Source organism: Mesorhizobium sp. M7A.F.Ca.MR.245.00.0.0 (assembly GCF_003997415.1).
Lineage (GTDB): Bacteria > Pseudomonadota > Alphaproteobacteria > Rhizobiales > Rhizobiaceae > Mesorhizobium.
This window is the reverse complement of sequence record NZ_RZTE01000015.1, coordinates 33,590-47,473: the sequence shown is the minus strand read 5'-3', so window position 1 is coordinate 47,473 and position 13,884 is coordinate 33,590. Positions and strand designations below refer to the sequence as shown.

The window sequence follows — 13,884 nt, the reverse complement described above, 5'->3', positions numbered from 1 at the left end:
CCTGGCGCAACAACCCCGATTAATCGCGCCAACCGTTTCAGAGCACCCCCCAAAGCCATCCTCTAAATACGTAGATATTCTGAAAGATACGCCTTCGCGACCAATTGCAGCAAGTGAGGCAAGGAACAATTGCGCAGGCATAGTTGCGCGGCCGACCGCTTCCACCGCTACGCATCTAGGCGCCCAATAGCTTTTTCTTTGTAACCCACTTGTAACCATTTTGGTTACAAGCTAAGTTCTTGTGGTTACAACGTAATTTCTACCACGGAGTCTTAGATGTCCTTTTACTGCAACGAATGCCTTGAGCCCTGTCGCTGGCACGATTCCGAGCTTTGCCCCAACTGCCGCGAGCGCCGCGCCGAACGCCTCGCGGCCGAAGAAGCGGACTTCGCTTTCGATCTCAACGAAACTCGCAAGGGAAAAGCGATGCACGACAGGGCCGAGAAAAGACACCCCTTTTGATACGTCGGCGGGAGTCGTCCCGCCGACCGTCCCTAGCCCCTGCCACAGAGACCTAGACCAATGACCAAGCCAACCGAATACGAGTTCACGCTGCCCGATGGCAGCAAGCGCTACGAGATCGTGATCGATCGCAAAGACGTCTTCGCCTTCCAGAAGATGCACCGCGCCGTCAGCGCCAAGCCGGTCGAGGCGAAGCAATGAACGCGCTGATCCCCCGCAACACCGTCGAGCAGATCGTGGCCTATCGCGATGCAGCGGTGGCCGCCTATCACGGCGCATTCGCCTCGATCGAGCAGGCCGATCGAGAGTTGAAGAAAGCCGCGTCGCTCTGGAAAGCGGCCGCCGGCGATCATGCCTCCTCTCGCTACGGCGAGCGCGACAACCACGAGGTCAGGGCCTTTTTCGAGGCAGTCGATCTGCCAGACGCCGAGCAGTGGAAGCGGACCGCCATCCGCCTGATCGACATTTCGTGCTGGAATTATCTGGTCAAGATGACGGACCTGGAAGTCCTGATGGACAAGCAGGCCAAGGACGAGCTGCGCGACACATTGAAGTGGGTGCCGGAGCGCTACAATCATCGGCACGGCGACGGCAAGGAACTGGTCAATCTCGACGAGATCATGGGGATCCCGCCGGTCACGGTCGACAACGTGTATGCCACCATCGACAAATGGGCCGGCGAATCCGAAATGATCTTCCGGCGCGGCATAGCGACGGCCTTTTCCAAGCTCGACCGCCGTTTCCGCTCCCACGACGGTTTCAAGGTCGGGAGCCGAATGATCCTGACCTATGCCTTCGACCGCGACCATGGGCACGTGTCGTATGGTGGCACATGGGAGACCGTTCGCGATATCGAGCGCACCTTCTCGGTCCTGGACGGCAAGAAGCCGTCGTACAACAGCATCGAGAACGTGGTGCGCGCCGAGCGCAAGGGATTTGACCCCCAGCAGTCGGAGCATCACGGCGAATATTTCAAGATCCTCGCCTACAAGAACGGCAACGCCCATCTGTGGTTTACCCGCGACGACCTTGTCGTGAAGGTCAACAAGATGCTCGCCGAATACTACGGCGAGGTGATCGGCGACGGGCAGACCCAAGAGCCCGATGACCTGTTCCGCAACCGGAAGACCACGCCGGCGCGGAACTTCGGATTCTTCCCGACACCCGACGGCGCGGCCGAGGAAGTGCTTAAGGGCGTGCCCCTGTTGCAGCCGATCGAGAAGCCGCGGCTGACCGTCCTCGAGCCCAGCGCCGGCACGGGCAATCTGGCGCGGCGCTGCGTCTCCAGCATCAAGGACTTTTCCGACCATTACGGCTACGGCCAAGCTGACCGGATGGACCGGTGGCGCAAGGAATACCGCTTCGACAACCAGGTCGATTGCGTCGAGCTGCAGGCGCCGCTGGCCGCAGCGCTCCAGGCCCAAGGCATTTATCGCAAGGTGTACGCCACCGACTTCCTGTCGCTGCGCCCATCAGTCACCGGCCTTTACGATCGGATTGTGATGAACCCGCCCTTCGACATGGAGCGCGATATCGATCACGTCGTCCATGCCCTCGACTTCCTGAAAGACGACGGTTGCCTTGCCGCCATTATGTCAGCCGGAACCGAGTTCCGCGAGACCCGCAAGGCCATCGCCTTCCGCGCGCTGATCGAGAAGCTGAACGGCAGTTTTCACGATCTGCCTCACGGCTCTTTCGCCGAAGTCGGGACCTACGTGAACACAGTCACCGTGAAGGTCTGGAAGAACGGCCGCCGAAATCACTTTTAGGTTGGCCTAATTGTAACCATTTTGGTTACACTATAGATCATATTTGGCACCACGGAGACTTGCCCCATGATCCCCCTACGAACCCCACCCGAAAGCGAGGAGGACCGGCGGCGCCGGCTTCCTTCCATCACGCAGGCCCTCGATATGTGGTCCTCGTGGCACTGCGACTGGTCGCCTCTCGGAGCCACCGGCATTTACAGCCTAGACATGCAGCTCGGCGACGCGTTTCGCCATCTGCTCTACCGGCCCGTGCTGCGCGACAGGCTGGCATGGATTGAACGCCAGCTGCGCCGGCCGCGTCGCCGCGATCGGGACGATCGCTACCAGGCCGAGCTGATGAAATGGTGGCTCGACCTTTTCGAAGCCGAGAAGGCGCCTGCCATCGATCGGCGTTCGAGCGCCAGGAGGTTGCAATGCGCTTTATCCTGATCGACGCCGGCATTCGCAAGGTCTTCGACATGATGACCCCGCACCGCATAGACCAGAATTTCATCGCTCGAGCCCTGCGCCGCGATACCGTGGAGCGCGTCGAATTGGCCGATGATCTCGATCTGTGGGTGTCATCCGAGCCGGTCAGACAACGGTTCCGATTCTTCCACGACGGGCCGGAATATGTCGGGAGCGGCATGCTCACTGGTCGCACATGGCTCGGGGACTTCAAGAGCCTTCCGCGCTGGTTGACCTATGAGGCAATCGACGGGTGGGTGGTTTGGCCGCGCTGCTACGACGTCCCCCAGGCACGCCGGAAAATACAACGGCCGACCGGGTTGCCCCTGATCGGCCTGCCTCTCGACCCCTACCACAGAGTCTTGCCCGAAAGCGCGAGAGATAACCTCTACCTAATGCAGATGTACGGGTAGAGCAACGCACCAAATCGGCAACAAACTGGTCTATTTTTGGTTGCTGCAGAGGTTCCACAAGTTTACAATTGGTCCTGTCCAAACCCCTACCACGGAAGGCGATTAGATGCGCATTTTTACCTCAAGCTGGTTCCACCCACTGCCCAGCACCATCCAGAAGATCGGCGTTTCGAGGGGAACCCCGCGCGGCTACCCCGCCGGCTATCGCAAGATGCCGGAGCTGGCTCCAGGCGAATGGTTCAAGACCGCCAGCGAACGAGATTATAAGCAGCTCTATTTCGAGAGCCTCGCCAAGCTTGATCCCGGCCGGATCGTCGCCAAGATGGAGGATCTCTCGGCCGGCAAGGATTGCGCGCTGCTCTGCTACGAGGCCCCGACGGACAACCAGTATTGCCATCGCGCCTACATCTCCGTGTGGCTGAAAGACCGGCTCGGACTCGAGGTCTTCGAATATGGCTTGGAGGCCCAGGGTTGCGCCTGGCAGCATCCCAAGCTGCCGGCGCAATACCGCCAGCGCGAGAAGCCCCAGCCTCTCCATGTGGCCGCCTACCTCGGCGCCATGGCACCCGACGCCCAAGGCCGCACATGGACCGTGATCGGCGTCAATCCAGAGCATGTCGACCAGGCGCTGGTGCAGTCGGGAGACGACAAGCGCTCGATCTCCGTTGAAGTCCTGCAGAGCCGGTTCCAGCCGGTCAGCTAAAACCGCGAAGTGGTTGAATTTATTGTCTTTTTTCAGTTGGTGCCACTTGTAACCGATTTGGTTACAAGCTAAGTTATTGAAGTAACTTAGAAATCTGGACCAATGTCGCAAAGCCGCTTCCTTTCACCACTGCAGTCTTTGTCAAAACAACCCGACGAATGCGGGCTGGCAACTGGTGACTTCTCGCTCATTCATCCGGCGGCCGAAAGCCGCTCGGGAGCGCGGGCCGGGCTTAGCACAAGCCGCATGCGCGACGTCGGTTCATCCCCTACCACGGAGACCGGAAATGATGACCCCGACCACCACCAGGATCGACTACATCGGCGAGCTTTCAGAAGCCCTCGCCGACAACCCGAACAACATCGCGATCAAGATGCATCTTCGCTCGGTAAGCGCCATGGACGACAGGGCTTTCGCGGCGCATCGGGCATCCATGATCGCCGCCGCACCGCAGCGCTCGCAGGCGGCTCGTAGCCTGGTCCTCCAGCTCGTCCGCTGATCAATCCCTACCTCGGAGACCAGAACAATGTTCATCGTTACCGTCAATCACAACGGCGAGAAGTGGCCGTTGCGCGGCACCGTCTGGGCTTACAGCATGGACCGGGCCGAACAGTTCCCGAGCGAGCAGGCGGCGCAGACCGCGCTCGACAAGGCCAAGAAATTCATGAAGCCGGCCATTTTCAAGAAGGCCCGTATCGAGCCGGTGGCGGCATGACCGCGGCCCGGTTCCACAACGCGCTGCGCATCCTGCTCAGCCTGGACGGATACGACCTGATCAACGCCGGCGTCGCCGACCAGAATTGGGGAACGGCCGAGGCCTCCGAGCGCGACCAGATGGGGGCGTTCCTGGAGGATCCTGCCCGGGAAGCGCTCCGCATGCCGGATGCGAATTTCGACCGGCTCATGGAGCTGGTCGAGAGCCGCCAGCCGCCGGCGCCGGTCGCCACCAATCGCCCCGGCGATCAGGCCTCCGTCTATGCCGAAGAGACCGGCATCGACTACGCGACCGCGCTTGTTCACTGCAACATGGATTGAGAGAGCTATTGGCAAACAACAAAACGTTACGCGCACCTAATAGACGGCCGGACCAGGACGGCAGTAGACCTGATCGCGTCAGGCGTCCGTAATGAAGATACCAGCGGGCATCGATCAACAGCAGAGAAAGTGCTCTATCGCCATGAAACTCATGAAACTCCCAGCTCTTCTCCCCGCCAGCCTTCTGGTACTGGTGCTTGCATCGTCAGCGCACGCGGACTCTTGCCCATACCGACTGCGTTTCAATTTCGGCGCAGACGCCACCGGCAGCGGCATGGCCCACAGCGGCCAAAAATGTGTATTCCCCATCTTCGTCCATGGCTCTGGCAGCAACTCAAGTATGAAAATCATTTCCGCGCCTGAGCATGGCGTCGCCACAGCGCCGAACCGCTCAAGCATCACCTATCATTCCCAAAGCGGCTACAAGGGTGCCGACACCTTTGTTTTCGCCGTTACGGGCAAAAACGCCGAGCGCTCTGGTACCTCGAAGATTACCATGAATATCACGGTTGATTGAACCGGGGTGCGATCAACGCGAATTTCACTGCGCTGTTAGAGAAAAGAGGCGGCCCGTTGCCGCCTCTGATCGGCTCCCCAACCATCACACCTTTTTCTGGGCGCCATCGTGGAGAACATTTCCTTGTAACCCACTTGTAACCGTATTGGTTACAGGCTAAGTTATTGTTGTTACAAAGGAAACTTCCCTACCACGGAGACCAGGCCCATGAAAAAGCGCATCCCCCTCGACCAGGTTATCCCGAACCCCGAACAGCCGCGCAAACACTTCGACCCGATCAAGCTTCGCGAGCTGGGGGAATCGATCCGGGAGCGCGGCCTTATCCAAGCCATCACGGTTCGCCCGGTCGACGGCAAATTCATGATCGTGGGTGGTGAGCGCCGCTGGCGCGCTCACCAGATGATCGAGGCGGCCGACATTCTCTGCGAGGTCGTCAAGATCGACGACAACGAAATGGCGCTGCAGGCGATCGTGGAAAACCTAGCCCGTGCCGACATCAAGGCGATGGAAGAGGCCCGCGCGTTTCAGGCGATGCTTGACCGCGGCTGGACGATCGAGAAGCTGGCGAAGGATATCGGCGTGCAGCCGGCGCGCATCACCGCCCGCACGGCGCTGCTCAATCTGGACGAGACCATCCAGTCTCTGGTCGACAGCAACCAGTTCCCGCTCGGTCACGCAAACTATCTGGTCGACCTCCCCAAGCGCGATCAGCTCCAGATCGTGAAGCTGTTCACCAGCGGGAAGCTGAAAGACTGGTCGGGCGTGAGAGCTGCCGCGCAGTCCGCACGCGACCGCGAAGAGCAAGGCGGCATGTTCGACGGCGAGCAGCGCGCCGAGCCGTCGAAGGACGATATCGCTGCCATGAGCAGGATGGAGAGGACGGTCGAGCGGATCATCACCGCGATTTCCGGCGGCTTCAAAGACGGCGAGTGCGTCGCGCTGAAATCGGTCGACCCGACCAAGGCCGACAAATGGGCCGACACGCTGGCGGCAGCGTCGCGCACCATCCGCACCATGGAGGCTCAGCTGCGCCAGGCGCATGCCCGCTCGATGTTGATGTAGGATGCCGCCAACTCCTGACAATCAAGGGTTTTCTGCGGTTGCTAAATCAGAACGTTCACCGATCATTTCGTGAACGAAAGCCTGCCGCAGCTAGTGAGAGCGAGCGACGGGCCTCAACGGCTACACTCCGAAAGGAGATCGACCGTCAATGACACAACTCACGCAGGCGTGATGGGTTGCAAACCTAACCATGAATCCGCTCCGCCGGCGGCTGTGGTAGGGAGGGGCAGCGGATTGGTCTCCGCTGCCCCATTTTATGTCGAGTGTAGAGGCACCGCCAGCGCGCGTTTGTCGCCCGCCTTCCCGTCACTCATGCGACGGTCGTATCGCTCGTCCTTGCCCGCCTCTCGCGGCGCAGCGTTCCCTTTCGAGAGTTCCTTATCTCTCAGCTTGGCGCAACGCTCGCAGCACTGCGAGTTGATCTCCGGCGACAGCCAGCCCGCCGGCGCGTCCTGGGCACCGCAAAGCGAGCGAGCGAGTCCAACTCCAATGCGGCGAAAATAGTGAGGAGTCCCGGCGACGCCCCTCTTTGCCCACCCCTCGGTGAAACCTTTTTTGTCAGTCATGGCTATCGATGCTCCACCGGAATCATCCTGCCTTTTCGAAAGATGCGCTCGGCCGCGTCGCGGGCGCTGGTGATGGTCTCGCCATCGCGCCGCAAATGCCCATTGAAGTAGCGCAACAGGTTCTCAGTGACGGCCTTCCACGCCTCCAGCTCGGTCGGGAAAACTCGAGGCGCGCCACAGGGGCCAAGCACCGGCTCCGCTCGACCATCCTCGGCAAAGCGCAGCATGGCGTGATGACCGCCGACGACCGGCGTGGTGAAGCCCGCGAAATGATTCAAAGCATGCTCTCCTGGCGGACAGAGTTCGGGTGTGCGGGAACGATCTTTCGATCGACGAAGATGGGCTCGTCAGCCTCGGCGAACGTGCGGGCGCGGAGCTGCTTGCAGACGGCGCGCTCGATCTCTCGGCCGTTCATCAGCTGCGAGAGGTCTTTCGCCAGCTTCGACCCAGACGTTTTCGACGTGCAGGCGATTCGATGCTCGCCGGCAACGGAGCGGATCTCGTCGCTCCAGAGCAGGTGAAGCATTCGGTGGTACCAAGGCACCTGGACGGAAAAGGGTGCGCTCCAGTGGCGCCCGCTGTTCAGCACCGGCTCGGGATAGGTCCAGAGGTCGTACAGCCGACGGCTTACGCCCGTGAGAGAGTCGTCAATCTTGCTCGGAATCGTCGTGCGGTAGCCATGTTTCGGGTGCGGCTCCGACATGCCGGGGCTTGTCGTCCATTTCGCGTGCGCGGCGATGATCAGGCCGTGACAGGAAGGCCCGAAGAACTTCACCTGGTCGGGCAGCCGTGAGAGCGTGTCGCGCTCGGATTTGATCTCGCAAATCCAGACCCGGTCAGGCTGAACTGCGACGACGTCAGCGCGCGCCGCGCCGCCCTCCACGTTCATCTCGTGAATGATCCGGGCGTCGGGCCACAGCTCGCGGAATCGAGCGACGACCTTCTGGCGGATTTCGATTTCGGCGAGGGACCGGGTGTGCTTCATGCGGCAGCTCCCGGCTGATAGTCCTTCCAGTCGACGCGATTAATGACCGTCGGACCGGCATATTCGCCGACGAGGTTCTGCTCCCAGACGAACCAAGCCGTATTCATCCGGCTATTGGCCTCGTTTCCGTCCCAGCCGTCGCGATGCATCATTGGCAGGCGGCGGGAGAAGACGTGGACGCGCGCCGGCATGCACTCGTCCATGGCGTAGTTGCGGTCCGGATCGTCGAAGCCGCAGAGGAAATTCAGGTTGAGCAGCAGCGCCATTTTCGGCGGCCGATGGACGCGCAGCGCGTGCGCGACAAAAGCGTTGAGTGCCGAGCCGTAGGGCGGGTTGGTGGCGATATCGTCGCAGTCGTCGCCTGCCTCACTGGTGACGAAGTCCTGCACGGTCTGCAGGACGCCATGGCGATCGTGCGTACCATAGTCAACGAGATCGGAGAGTACGACGTCATAGCCGGCCGCCTCCAGCATGCGCGAGATCGCGCCCCGGCCGCACGCCGGTTCCTTGATGCGACCGCCGAAGGTCTCCAGCGCCAGGAGTGTGTGCATGGCTTCCGGGCAGGTCTCGTAGAGATTGTTGCCGCGCTCGGCGCCGCTGGCGCTGTCCGTGCCGATCGCCACGCGCAGGTTTGCCCGGCTCGGCTCGAGTCCAGCAGCGACACGGCCGGCGATGGCGCGCTCGACGATGCCAGGATCCCGGCGTTCCGCGTCGGCCAGCTTGCGGGCCTCGTGGATTTCCCTTCGCGTCAGTCCTGCCTCGGCCGCTGTAAAACCGTTCTCAGATGGAACGGTTTTCTTCGGTCGCCCGCCCTTCGACGCCTCGCCCGATTCCTGAGCGGCCGACCATTCGGTGGCGATCGTGATCTTGGCGCGGGCCTCGATGATCAGCGCGTCAGCCTGGAGCCGCCGCGCCTTGGTGATCAGGTGTTCGCCGGCATGAAAGCGCGTAGCATAGCTGCCTGCCGCCTTCGCCTGGTCATAGGCTCCAGAGGCCAGCATGCGCGCCGATGCGACGTCGCCGTCGTCGAACAGCATTCGAGCTCGCTCGATCACCTGAGCGAGTCCGGAGGCGTCAAAGGGGACAACGGCATCCATGGCTTATGCCATTTCCGCCAGCTTGGCCCGGGCGGGATCGAGTACCTCGAGTGTCGTCCTGATCTGGTGAAGATCGGCATCGGTCTCTTGGTGGCTATTGTCGCGCACCAGTTTCGCCTGAGCGATGACGCGCTCGAACTCAACCGTCGCGGCGGCCTTGACCGCCTCCAGCTCGGTTTCCTTGGTGCGCATCTGATCGACAAGGCGTTTCAGCGATATGCCGGTGTTGGCGATCATGTTGCGAACAGTGGGCTTCACTTCGCTCGTGTCGCGGGCCAATTCCTCGTCGACGGCCTGCGAGAGGTCTTGCTCCACTTCCAGCACCTCGCTACCGGGAATTTGTACGGTGGGCATATTGTCCATGTCAGTTGATCCTCAGGTGAATGCCGCGACACGAGACGCGCGGAATTGCGCGGCCGCGAAGACGGCGGATGAAACGGGAGAGGCGGACGATCATCGGGCTTGCTCGCCGTATTGCTCGGCGACGACGGCGCCGACGATCTCGTCGATCCAATCGTCACGCCACCACGCGGTTTTGCGGTATGTCGGAAGGTTGCCAGGCGCAGCCGCCATCCCTTTGCCGTAGCCGCAACATCTGGCGATCCCGATCTTACGAGCGTCGGGGAACGCTTCGGTCAGAGCTGCGAAAGCCAGATGCCGCCCGCGCGCCTCGCGCTGCGCGACTTGGCCGAGCGCCGTCAGGACTGGACTCGTCTCAGCAAGCCGGCAGGCCGTGACGATGGCCAGGGCGATCTGATCAGCGGTCGGGAACATCAGATGACCCCCGCCGCAAACCGGTCAGCTTCACGATCGGCCTGCGCCTTGAGACGTGCGAGCAGCTCGGCATGGGACCAGACGGTCGAGCGGAGCGCGGCAGCCTCGGCCAGGAGCACGGCGGTGAGCGTTTCGAGGCTGGAGCGATACCAGTGCTGCCCGAGATGGACGTTCGCGAGGAACCGCTCGGCCGCCAGCACAAGGGTGCGCGCCACCGGCAGACCCGGCGTCCAGACGACTTTCGCGAAGTGAAGCCTCTCCCATCGGCCGGGTTGCAGCTGGGGGAGAAGTGCTTCGATATTCTCGGCCGGGGCGAGACGGAACACACCAGGATCGGCATCGAAGCCGACGGCACAGACCGCGGCATAGCCGACGTTCTTGCGGCGCTCCACCAGGTTGCGTGGCATGGCGATATCAACCGGCATTTTCTTGCGCCTCGCGCCGGCGACGGTTTTCCTCGCGCTTGCGCTCCTTCCGGCGCCGCTCGATTTCCCGGACCGTCAGACGACGGAAACCACGGCTTGTGCGGACCAGCCCGAATTCCTGCTCGATGCCGGCGAGGATCTGCCCCAGAACCCGGCTCTTGATGTCGTGCAGCGACTGCCTCGACATGATGTCAACGCGGTGCTTATCCCAGACGCGGGTGCAGAACTCCGCGCCATTGCCGCCGGCATGAGCCAGGAATGTGCGCTTGTAGCGCAGCGCGTCCTGGCCCTGCCGCCCTGCCCGCACGAAGCGCAGCAGGTCCATGATGTCGACCATCCGGTCGGCGCCCGACTGGTGAACCACGATCCGAACCTCGGAAGTGTCGTATTGGGGCATGCCGTCTTCAAGGCGCGACCGTTCCCGGATGAAGGCTTCGCCCTCGGTCTCTCTCGATGAAGGCATGGCCGACCCGACCCGCGACACCATGCGACGCTCGACGTTCTGCATCTGGCGTTGCGTGTCGACGGCATCGGCGAATAGCAACCAGAGCAGGTCGCGAGGCGATGGCAGGCCTCGCTTGTTGCTGGCGAAGAAGACGCCCTCGGCGTGCCGCATGTGCTCGATGAAGCGGTCGATCCGCTTCTCCATGTCCGCTGGGGTATCGAGAAAAAGACGTCCCATTCAATCAACCCCGATCTGCCGAAGCAGGTGTCGTTCCAGTTACAGATGTTGCCATTTCGGTTACACTTTGGGCAAGCGAAAGATCGCTCGGCCACCGTGTTTTCCGCACCAAGCGACGATGCATAACGGTGCTTTCCACCCCTCTGTCGCCATATTGACGACGGATCGAGCCCAGCCATTCTCCCCACTCGGGCCGGTCAGGCGTGATGACGAAATCGCCGTCCTTGTCGATCGGCGGCCCGCCATGAAATTCGAGGAACAGCTGCCTTTTCAGGAAAGGGATCATGTGGGGCTTTTCCTTCCGTAGGATCATGGCCGTTCGATAGGTCTCAGCTGTCGCAATCGCCATCGCCCTGTCGTCAGCTCCAAGGTTGGCGAATGTCTTGGCAGCCGCTTCCCGGCTATCCGGGCGCATCTTCTCCGGCCATGAATCCCACAAAATATCGAAATCCGCCCCGCCTCGCGCGTCAGCGCGCCCTGGAGGTTCTCTTACTGGTTCTCTTACAAGGTTAGTGTCCGGAATCCGGACACGGCTATTGGCATTTTCCGGACACGGCTTTGCCTCCTTTCCGGACACGGCCCCGTGTCCGGATTCCGGACTCGGCACCACCACATCTTGTGCCGGCTCGAACGAGAACCGGTAGCGCGTGTTCTCCTGCTGCTTGGTGCGGGGGTTGATATTCTGCTCGCGGCGGATAAGGCCGATGCGCTCCAGGATCTTGAGATGCTCGTTGAGAGCAGAGCGCGACATCTCGCAATCGTAGGCAAGTTTGTCCTGGGAGGGGAAGCAGCCAAGATCGGGGTTGTGGCGGTCGCAGAGGTGCCACAGGACGACCCTGGTCGCAGGCTTCAATCCGCGCTGAGTTATGGCCCAATTCGTTGCAGCGTGGCTCATGCCCCGGCACCATGGGTGGACGGCGCGCAGGCATATCCGCAGCGCCGCCACGGATTACCTGACCCTGCTTCTTTTTGTTTTTCCACGTACATGTCGCTCTCTCAGCGTGAGGAGCGGCAATGCCTACAAGTTACAAATGGTATTGCCGTTCAGTGTTATTTCAGTGTCTACCCAATTGACGCAATCACAGCCGACAGGATTTGCTTGGTGATAGCAGGGCCGACGGTCTCTCCGAGATATGCCGCTGCAGCCACCAGTTGCACCGTTGCCGCCCGCTCCGCTGCGGCGCTTCCGATACTTCTGGCCGTGGTGCAAAATTCGGCCATCACAACCTTTATTTCGCCGTTCAACCGAGGCCCGACGTCCGTCTGCTGCATTTTATTTAATTCCTCTCCAAATGTTTCGGCTTGAAACATTGGCGCGACTGCATAGGGCCAAGTTATTCCGGGAGGAAATCAACAGTGCGTCACTCGGCTTTCGCCGTCGTCCTCGTCGCATCGGCCAAGGGATCGTTAGCCGGCACCAGCGTGGAACCTGCCTTCTGGCAGAGCCGGTTGTACCTACCGAGAAGTTCGAAAATGGCTTTGCCGTTCCAGTTGGAAGCATTGCCATACCAGGCCTCTCGCACGCGCCAATGGCCGCGCGGATAGCCCAGGTTGTCGCAGGCGGCATTGATCTGCGCTTTTATGCCCATGCCCGGTTTGATCGGACCCGCGGCCTTGAAGACCACGTCTTGTAGTTCAGCTGCAATGTCTTGCATCGATTCCTCACGAACAACAGGAGAAGGAACGACGAACAGTCGGGATTCTCGGATGCCCTGTCGGACACCTCCAACGATTTCCGCGTCATAGTTGCCCCCGGTGTAAGGAGGCTGCAGATGAGCGACGAGGACGATACCTGGATACCCATAGGCCTCGCGGCCTGGGGCGTGGTCGAGAATGCCGACCGGCTTCGGACGGATAGAGGCAACTTGTTGATTGTATCTCGGGCTAGGCCGAAGCCTGTCGCTTCGCAACGACATCAGCAGCCTCCTTGCCCAACCAGTCGCTTGCCGTCACCGCCCCGTCGGTCATAACGACGATGCGGTCCAGATATGGTTGCTTGGGCATCCTGCCGCTTTCGTAGCGGTCGATGGAAAGTCGGGTACAACCGATTTTCCGCCCAACCGCGGCAGCACTCAGATCGCGCTCGACGCGCCACTTCTTCAAGGGATGATCAGCTTCCATGTGCTCGACTTCGCACCAATCTGGTTACACGTCAAGGTTTGTAACCAGATTGGCACAGTTTCGCCGCCAATTAATTTGCGGTACCGACTCGGTATGAGCAATGGCATCAGGCATTTCCGCGAGAAGAAGGGCATCAGCAAGGCTGAGCTTGCGCGACGCGTTGGCGTCACCCGTCAGCACCTCGGCCGCATGGAAGAGGATGAGCGGAAACTGTCTGCAAAGTGGGCTGAGAAAATAGCTCCATATCTCGACTGCACGCCGCAAGAGCTGTTGTTTCCGGAGCTTGCGCAGATTGATCTGGCTAAGTTCAACAGCGTGTTCGAGATCCTCAAAGGCAATGAGCCAAGGCCGGAATCACCCGCGCTGGCAATCGACACCAACTTCCTGGAGCGGATGGTGCCAGACGTGTCGGCGCACAACCTCCGATTCATGATGGTCGACGCGTACCAAGCCAACGGACTTGTAACCAAAGGGGATGCGCTTGTCATCGATACGGATGACAAACAGCCGAATCGACCGGGCCTTTATGCCCTCGATATTGCCGGCGTAGTGCAGTGGCGGTACCTCTCCCCCATGACTTCTGGCACCGTACAGGTCCACAGCGACACCAGCGCTGCGAACAATGAGACCGTTAATCCGACGGATTTGAAGGTCGTTGGCCGCGCCCGCCTCAGGATTTCTACGTTGTGATCTGATTTTTTTGCCTGCGTTGTAACCATTTTGGCTACAACCTCTTGCAAAGCGCACCAAATCGGTTACGATCACTTCACGCAGAAGGATCGCTAGACCGATGGCCCAGTCCCCCCTGGTTGTATTTCTCCATCAT

Annotated in this window: 22 protein-coding genes; 11 read left to right on the top strand and 11 right to left on the bottom strand. The window is 60.8% G+C overall.

Features of this window, described 5'->3' with window-relative positions; translation table 11 throughout:
- Positions 1 to 522: 522 nt before the first annotated feature.
- The 10 genes from EOB80_RS34550 to EOB80_RS17035 all read left to right on the top strand — a co-directional run bounded on the left by EOB80_RS34550 (position 523) and on the right by EOB80_RS17035 (position 6,408).
- The gene (locus EOB80_RS34550; RefSeq protein ID WP_164762640.1) at positions 523 to 663 is read left to right on the top strand and encodes a hypothetical protein; all 141 of its coding nucleotides are present in this window, start codon (positions 523 to 525) and stop codon (positions 661 to 663) included.
- Positions 660 to 2,231 (top strand): DUF4942 domain-containing protein, encoded by a 1,572-nt coding sequence (locus tag EOB80_RS17075; RefSeq protein ID WP_127328701.1) that lies wholly within the window; start codon positions 660 to 662, stop codon positions 2,229 to 2,231. Before EOB80_RS34550 ends, EOB80_RS17075 begins: the two co-directional genes overlap by 4 nt.
- 207 nt (positions 2,232 to 2,438) lie before the next feature.
- Positions 2,439 to 2,660, top strand: a complete 222-nt coding sequence (locus tag EOB80_RS17070; protein ID WP_127328700.1) for a hypothetical protein — start codon at positions 2,439 to 2,441, stop codon at positions 2,658 to 2,660.
- Positions 2,645 to 3,091 (top strand): hypothetical protein, encoded by a 447-nt coding sequence (locus tag EOB80_RS17065; RefSeq protein ID WP_127328699.1) that lies wholly within the window; start codon positions 2,645 to 2,647, stop codon positions 3,089 to 3,091. Before EOB80_RS17070 ends, EOB80_RS17065 begins: the two co-directional genes overlap by 16 nt.
- 106 nt (positions 3,092 to 3,197) lie before the next feature.
- Positions 3,198 to 3,794: a hypothetical protein gene (locus EOB80_RS17060; RefSeq protein WP_127328698.1), complete on the top strand. Its 597-nt coding sequence runs from the start codon at positions 3,198 to 3,200 to the stop codon at positions 3,792 to 3,794.
- 286 nt (positions 3,795 to 4,080) lie between these two features.
- A complete protein-coding gene (locus EOB80_RS17055) occupies positions 4,081 to 4,293 on the top strand; it encodes a hypothetical protein (protein WP_127328697.1) in 213 nt (70 codons plus the stop codon).
- 27 nt (positions 4,294 to 4,320) lie between these two features.
- A complete protein-coding gene (locus EOB80_RS17050) occupies positions 4,321 to 4,509 on the top strand; it encodes a hypothetical protein (protein ID WP_127328696.1) in 189 nt (62 codons plus the stop codon).
- Positions 4,506 to 4,829: a hypothetical protein gene (locus tag EOB80_RS17045; RefSeq protein ID WP_127328695.1), complete on the top strand. Its 324-nt coding sequence runs from the start codon at positions 4,506 to 4,508 to the stop codon at positions 4,827 to 4,829. Before EOB80_RS17050 ends, EOB80_RS17045 begins: the two co-directional genes overlap by 4 nt.
- A 91-nt stretch (positions 4,830 to 4,920) precedes the next feature.
- Positions 4,921 to 5,346: an Ig-like domain-containing protein gene (locus EOB80_RS17040; protein WP_127328694.1), complete on the top strand. Its 426-nt coding sequence runs from the start codon at positions 4,921 to 4,923 to the stop codon at positions 5,344 to 5,346.
- Positions 5,347 to 5,553: 207 nt separating this feature from the next.
- Positions 5,554 to 6,408, top strand: a complete 855-nt coding sequence (locus EOB80_RS17035; RefSeq protein WP_127328693.1) for a ParB/RepB/Spo0J family partition protein — start codon at positions 5,554 to 5,556, stop codon at positions 6,406 to 6,408.
- A 568-nt stretch (positions 6,409 to 6,976) separates the two neighbouring features.
- On the opposite strand, the gene EOB80_RS17030 is transcribed toward EOB80_RS17035, so the two are convergent.
- The 11 genes from EOB80_RS17030 to EOB80_RS16980 form a co-directional block, all read right to left on the bottom strand.
- The gene (locus EOB80_RS17030; protein WP_027163394.1) at positions 6,977 to 7,252 is read right to left on the bottom strand and encodes a hypothetical protein; all 276 of its coding nucleotides are present in this window, start codon (positions 7,250 to 7,252) and stop codon (positions 6,977 to 6,979) included.
- Complete coding sequence (locus EOB80_RS17025) at positions 7,249 to 7,959, bottom strand: hypothetical protein (protein ID WP_127328692.1); 711 nt, start codon at positions 7,957 to 7,959, stop codon at positions 7,249 to 7,251. Before EOB80_RS17025 ends, EOB80_RS17030 begins: the two co-directional genes overlap by 4 nt.
- Positions 7,956 to 9,056, bottom strand: a complete 1,101-nt coding sequence (locus tag EOB80_RS17020; protein ID WP_127328691.1) for an SAM-dependent methyltransferase — start codon at positions 9,054 to 9,056, stop codon at positions 7,956 to 7,958. Before EOB80_RS17020 ends, EOB80_RS17025 begins: the two co-directional genes overlap by 4 nt.
- 3 nt (positions 9,057 to 9,059) lie before the next feature.
- Complete coding sequence (locus EOB80_RS17015) at positions 9,060 to 9,419, bottom strand: hypothetical protein (RefSeq protein WP_127328690.1); 360 nt, start codon at positions 9,417 to 9,419, stop codon at positions 9,060 to 9,062.
- A 90-nt stretch (positions 9,420 to 9,509) separates the two neighbouring features.
- The gene (locus EOB80_RS17010) at positions 9,510 to 9,830 is read right to left on the bottom strand and encodes a hypothetical protein (RefSeq protein WP_127328689.1); all 321 of its coding nucleotides are present in this window, start codon (positions 9,828 to 9,830) and stop codon (positions 9,510 to 9,512) included.
- On the bottom strand, positions 9,830 to 10,255 hold the full coding sequence (locus EOB80_RS17005; RefSeq protein WP_127328688.1) for a hypothetical protein: 426 nt from the start codon (positions 10,253 to 10,255) through the stop codon (positions 9,830 to 9,832). Before EOB80_RS17005 ends, EOB80_RS17010 begins: the two co-directional genes overlap by 1 nt.
- On the bottom strand, positions 10,245 to 10,937 hold the full coding sequence (locus tag EOB80_RS17000; protein ID WP_164762639.1) for a hypothetical protein: 693 nt from the start codon (positions 10,935 to 10,937) through the stop codon (positions 10,245 to 10,247). Before EOB80_RS17000 ends, EOB80_RS17005 begins: the two co-directional genes overlap by 11 nt.
- A gap of 4 nt (positions 10,938 to 10,941) precedes the next feature.
- Complete coding sequence (locus tag EOB80_RS16995) at positions 10,942 to 11,832, bottom strand: helix-turn-helix domain-containing protein (RefSeq protein WP_127328686.1); 891 nt, start codon at positions 11,830 to 11,832, stop codon at positions 10,942 to 10,944.
- A 167-nt stretch (positions 11,833 to 11,999) separates the two neighbouring features.
- Positions 12,000 to 12,248 carry a hypothetical protein gene (locus EOB80_RS16990; RefSeq protein WP_127328685.1) on the bottom strand — a complete coding sequence of 83 codons (249 nt, stop codon included), beginning with the start codon at positions 12,246 to 12,248 and terminating at the stop codon, positions 12,000 to 12,002.
- Between the two features lie 50 nt (positions 12,249 to 12,298).
- Complete coding sequence (locus EOB80_RS16985) at positions 12,299 to 12,853, bottom strand: hypothetical protein (protein WP_127328684.1); 555 nt, start codon at positions 12,851 to 12,853, stop codon at positions 12,299 to 12,301.
- Positions 12,822 to 13,058 carry a helix-turn-helix transcriptional regulator gene (locus tag EOB80_RS16980; RefSeq protein WP_127328683.1) on the bottom strand — a complete coding sequence of 79 codons (237 nt, stop codon included), beginning with the start codon at positions 13,056 to 13,058 and terminating at the stop codon, positions 12,822 to 12,824. The genes EOB80_RS16985 and EOB80_RS16980 overlap by 32 nt, the downstream gene beginning before the upstream one ends.
- Positions 13,059 to 13,151: 93 nt before the next feature.
- Between EOB80_RS16980 and EOB80_RS16975 the strand changes: the two genes are divergently transcribed.
- Entirely contained in the window at positions 13,152 to 13,748 is a 597-nt protein-coding gene (locus EOB80_RS16975) for a helix-turn-helix transcriptional regulator (RefSeq protein WP_164762638.1), read from the top strand.
- Positions 13,749 to 13,884: the final 136 nt, after the last annotated feature.

Coding starts and splice junctions, on each gene's coding strand:
- EOB80_RS34550 (WP_164762640.1), top strand. CDS start 523: ATGACCAAGCCAACCGAATACGAGTTCACGCTGCCCGATGGCAGCAAG.
- EOB80_RS17075 (WP_127328701.1), top strand. CDS start 660: ATGAACGCGCTGATCCCCCGCAACACCGTCGAGCAGATCGTGGCCTAT.
- EOB80_RS17070 (WP_127328700.1), top strand. CDS start 2,439: ATGCAGCTCGGCGACGCGTTTCGCCATCTGCTCTACCGGCCCGTGCTG.
- EOB80_RS17065 (WP_127328699.1), top strand. CDS start 2,645: ATGCGCTTTATCCTGATCGACGCCGGCATTCGCAAGGTCTTCGACATG.
- EOB80_RS17060 (WP_127328698.1), top strand. CDS start 3,198: ATGCGCATTTTTACCTCAAGCTGGTTCCACCCACTGCCCAGCACCATC.
- EOB80_RS17055 (WP_127328697.1), top strand. CDS start 4,081: ATGATGACCCCGACCACCACCAGGATCGACTACATCGGCGAGCTTTCA.
- EOB80_RS17050 (WP_127328696.1), top strand. CDS start 4,321: ATGTTCATCGTTACCGTCAATCACAACGGCGAGAAGTGGCCGTTGCGC.
- EOB80_RS17045 (WP_127328695.1), top strand. CDS start 4,506: ATGACCGCGGCCCGGTTCCACAACGCGCTGCGCATCCTGCTCAGCCTG.
- EOB80_RS17040 (WP_127328694.1), top strand. CDS start 4,921: ATGAAGATACCAGCGGGCATCGATCAACAGCAGAGAAAGTGCTCTATC.
- EOB80_RS17035 (WP_127328693.1), top strand. CDS start 5,554: ATGAAAAAGCGCATCCCCCTCGACCAGGTTATCCCGAACCCCGAACAG.
- EOB80_RS17025 (WP_127328692.1), bottom strand. CDS start 7,959: ATGAAGCACACCCGGTCCCTCGCCGAAATCGAAATCCGCCAGAAGGTC.
- EOB80_RS17020 (WP_127328691.1), bottom strand. CDS start 9,056: ATGGATGCCGTTGTCCCCTTTGACGCCTCCGGACTCGCTCAGGTGATC.
- EOB80_RS17015 (WP_127328690.1), bottom strand. CDS start 9,419: ATGGACAATATGCCCACCGTACAAATTCCCGGTAGCGAGGTGCTGGAA.
- EOB80_RS17010 (WP_127328689.1), bottom strand. CDS start 9,830: ATGTTCCCGACCGCTGATCAGATCGCCCTGGCCATCGTCACGGCCTGC.
- EOB80_RS17005 (WP_127328688.1), bottom strand. CDS start 10,255: ATGCCGGTTGATATCGCCATGCCACGCAACCTGGTGGAGCGCCGCAAG.
- EOB80_RS17000 (WP_164762639.1), bottom strand. CDS start 10,937: ATGGGACGTCTTTTTCTCGATACCCCAGCGGACATGGAGAAGCGGATC.
- EOB80_RS16995 (WP_127328686.1), bottom strand. CDS start 11,832: ATGAGCCACGCTGCAACGAATTGGGCCATAACTCAGCGCGGATTGAAG.
- EOB80_RS16990 (WP_127328685.1), bottom strand. CDS start 12,248: ATGTTTCAAGCCGAAACATTTGGAGAGGAATTAAATAAAATGCAGCAG.
- EOB80_RS16985 (WP_127328684.1), bottom strand. CDS start 12,853: ATGTCGTTGCGAAGCGACAGGCTTCGGCCTAGCCCGAGATACAATCAA.
- EOB80_RS16980 (WP_127328683.1), bottom strand. CDS start 13,058: ATGGAAGCTGATCATCCCTTGAAGAAGTGGCGCGTCGAGCGCGATCTG.
- EOB80_RS16975 (WP_164762638.1), top strand. CDS start 13,152: ATGAGCAATGGCATCAGGCATTTCCGCGAGAAGAAGGGCATCAGCAAG.